At 64.8% G+C, this 3,311-nt stretch carries 4 protein-coding genes; 3 read left to right on the top strand and 1 reads right to left on the bottom strand.

Going from position 1 to position 3,311, the window contains the following annotated elements; genetic code table 11:
- Positions 1 to 664: MmgE/PrpD family protein (locus tag WMK75_RS18725; protein WP_347269090.1), on the bottom strand; the 664-nt coding region annotated here is incomplete at its 3' end.
- Between the two features lie 193 nt (positions 665 to 857).
- Here WMK75_RS18725 and WMK75_RS18720 point away from each other — a divergent pair.
- The 3 genes from WMK75_RS18720 to WMK75_RS18710 form a co-directional block, all read left to right on the top strand.
- Positions 858 to 1,040, top strand: coding sequence for a hypothetical protein (locus tag WMK75_RS18720; RefSeq protein WP_347269089.1), 183 nt, complete (start codon positions 858 to 860; stop codon positions 1,038 to 1,040).
- On the top strand, positions 1,037 to 1,849 hold the full coding sequence (locus tag WMK75_RS18715; RefSeq protein ID WP_347269088.1) for a (S)-ureidoglycine aminohydrolase: 813 nt from the start codon (positions 1,037 to 1,039) through the stop codon (positions 1,847 to 1,849). The genes WMK75_RS18720 and WMK75_RS18715 overlap by 4 nt, the downstream gene beginning before the upstream one ends.
- Before the next feature lie 82 nt (positions 1,850 to 1,931).
- A partial coding sequence (locus WMK75_RS18710; RefSeq protein WP_347269087.1) for an ABC transporter substrate-binding protein occupies positions 1,932 to 3,311 on the top strand: 1,380 nt, incomplete at its 3' end.

Genomic DNA, 3,311 nt, shown 5'->3' with positions numbered 1-3,311 from the left:
CGACGGGTGAGAGAAAGGGATCGCCGGGCGCCGTCATCCCGGACCGCGCGAGAAGGGCGGCCGTCAGCCCCGATTGAGCCGCCCGTCCGAGATTGAAGGGTTTCGCCGTGCCGCCGAAGACCGCCCTGACGCCGCCGGCCTGCGTGGACGCGATGACGAGCGCATGGCGCATCGGCTCCTCGTCGAGCCCCATCAGCAGCGAAGCGCCATAGGCGGCGCCGAACACGCCGAGCGTCGCCGACGGATGCCATCCGCGCGCGCCATGGCGCGGCGCGAGAGCCTGCCCCAGGCGCGCCTCGAATGCGTAGGCGGCGAGCAGCGCCTCCATGAAGCGAGCGCCGCCGCAGCCTCCGGTCATCGCGGCGCCGATCAGGGCGGGAACGACCGCCGCCGCGATGTGGCAGCGGGCCGGCAGGTTCGTCTCGTCGAGATCGAGCGCCTGACAGGCCGTCCCCAACAGCAGCGCCGCCTCGAGCGGAGACGCCGCGCCGCGCGGCATCAGCGTCCGGACCTGAAGCGTGGCGTCGGCGGAGCGCCCGGCGAGGGCGGTGCCGATCGTGTCGAGCAGAAGATAGCGCGCCCTTTCCTTCAGCTCCGGCGGCTGGTCGGCCCAATTCCCCGGCCGGGGGAGCTGAATGCCGCAAGGCTGCGCATGCTTCGTCAAGCAAGCATCCTTCCCGTCCTCGGCGCGCGGGCGGCCGGGCACGCCGGCCGTTCCGGTCATTTCTGGCGCAAAGCTGAATTGAGAGCAATAGAGATGTTTTGTGTTGACATGATATTTTTGTATGCAATCTATCTGATGAGGTTACAATCCGTTCCGGCCTGTCCCTCGTAGGGGCGTCGGGTTTCGCGAATGGGTGCTGTCGGCCGACGATCTCTTCTATCGCCACAAGCACAGCCCTTATGTCGGCTGCGGCTTCAAGGGCGCGGTGACCCGGACCGTGGTGCGGGGAAAGACGGTCTTCCACGACGGCCGGATCACCGCGGAACCCGGCCATGGCCGGCTCGTCTTGCGTCAAAAGCACTGGGAGGAAAAATGACCAGCTACTTCACGCCGAACGGCAATGTGCCGCCGCAGACCACCATGATCACGAGCAAGGCCGTCGTGCGCGAGGCCTATGTGATCATTCCCGCCTCCTCGATGACCGACAATGTCCGCAGCATTCTGCCGGATTGGCGCAACACGCGCTGCTGGGTCCTGGCGGCCCCGGCCATCGGTTTCGCCACCGCCTTTGCGGAATATCTCGTCTTCCTCGATCAGGGCGGCGGCTGCGACCGGCCCGAGGTCGAGGCGGGGGGGGAGAGCTTTCTGTTCGTGCTGGACGGCGAATTGACCATCACCGTGGACGGGCGCACGGAAACCTATGATGGCGGCGGCTTCGCGTTCGTCCCCCCGGACACGCCATGGGCGGTCAGGAACGACGCATCCAACCCGGCGAAGTTCCTCTGGATCCGCAAGGCGTTCGAGCCGCTCGGCGATCTCAGGCCCGCGCCGATCCTGCGCCACGAACGGGACGTGCCGATCGTGCGCAACCCGACCAGCGACCAGAAATGGACGCATAATCTCATCCCGACCAACGATATCGCCTACGACATGCACATGAACATGGTGAGCTTCGGTCCGGGCGCGACGATCTCGGCCATCGAGACGCACATCATGGAGCACGGCCTCTACATGCTGCAGGGCAAGGGCATGTACCTGTTCAACGAGCAGTGGCACGAGGTCGAGGCCGGCGACTTCATCTGGATGCGCGCCTTCTGCCCGCAGGCCTTCTATGCCGGGGGGCCCGGCCCGGCGCGCTACCTGCTCTACAAGAACATGAACCGGCAAATAAAGCTCCGCTCTTGAATGAGAGGAAATCACGGAGGAACCCCCAGGGGATCAAGTTAAAAAATGGCGTGAAACCTGCCGCAACAACGAGGGGAATACGATGATGCTTCCGAACAAGCTGAAGCGAAATCTTGTAGCCGGCGCCTGCGCGTTCTCCGCTCTTCTGGCGTGCGGAACGGTCCTCGCGCAAGGGTCCGCGCCGAGGAGCGGCGGCGTCATGGTCGTCGCCGTACCCAACGAGCCGAACAATTTCATGGGGTTGAACCAGAACCGCGACAACCAGTACATCAGCACGCAACTCTTTCCGGCACTGCTCGAATACGGGCTGGACCTGAAGCCCAAGCCTTCGCTGGCCGAGCGCTGGGAGATCGCGCCGGACGGGCTGAGCTATACGTTCCATCTCGTCCCCACCGCCCGGTGGAGCGACGGCAAGCCGATCACCTCGGCCGACGTCAAGTTCTCCATCCTGGACATGGCGATCAAGTATCATCCCTCGGGCAAGCAGAACTTCGGGATGATCTCGGCGATCGACACGCCCGATGACCATACCGTGGTCTTCAGGCTCGCGAGGCCCTTCTCGCCGCTGATCGCCTTGCTCGGGCACATGACCGCGCTCGTCCTGCCCAAGCATGTCTACGAGGGAACGGATCCGTTCCAGAATCCCAACAGCATCAATCCCAAGGTCACCGGCGGGCCGTTCATCCTTCAGGAACGCGTCGCCGGCGATCACGTGACCCTCGCCCGCAACCCGAATTTCATGAAGCCGGGCAGGCCCTATCTGGACAAGATCATCTTCCGCTTCATCTCCGATCCGTCCTCGCGCGTCGTCGCGCTGGAAGCCGGCGAGGCGGACTACATCGCCTCCGGCGGGTTCCCCGCCAACGAGATCGACCGGCTGAAGAAGGTTCCCGGCATCACGGTGGTGGGCAGCGGCGCCGAAGCCACGGCGGACGTCGCCACCTTCGGCTTCAACCTGCGCCGGGCGCCCTTCGACAAGGCCGTGGTCAGACGCGCGCTGAGCCATGCGATCAATCGCGAGTTCATCCAGAAGAGCGTCGCATACGGCTACAGCCCCTTGGCCAGCGGGCCGCTGCATCCGAACTCCTGGGCCTTCGACAGACAGGCGCTCTCCGGGCTCGACTACGCCTACGACCCCAAGCTGGCGGAGAAGATGCTCGACGAAGCCGGCTATCCGCGCAAGGCCGGCGGCACGCGCTTCGCCATGACCATCAATTCGCGGCCGGCGCTTTTCGTCTATGCGCGGACCAACGAGATCATCGCCGATAATCTGCGCGCCATCGGCATCGACGCCAAGATCGTCCCCCTGGAGAACGCGGCCTATTTCCAGTCCGTCTATGTCGACTGGAGCTTCGACCTGGCGGGCGGCCTTTTCATCTCCGGCTACGACCCGCAGAACATGGCCGCGATCTATACCTGCGAGCAGATCCGGCCGATCCCGTTCGCCAATTTCATGGGCTAT

Origin of the sequence: Paracoccus sp. (in: a-proteobacteria), assembly GCF_039808215.1 — a bacterium.
In the GTDB taxonomy this organism is placed as follows: Bacteria; Pseudomonadota; Alphaproteobacteria; order Rhodobacterales; family Rhodobacteraceae; genus Paracoccus.
Note: the sequence above shows the minus strand (reverse complement) of the source record. Positions and strands in the feature narration are given on the sequence as shown.

What these genes read in the sequence shown, in the direction of transcription:
- WMK75_RS18715 (WP_347269088.1), top strand. Translation starts at nt 1,037, where the DNA reads ATGACCAGCTACTTCACGCCGAACGGCAATGTGCCGCCGCAGACCACC.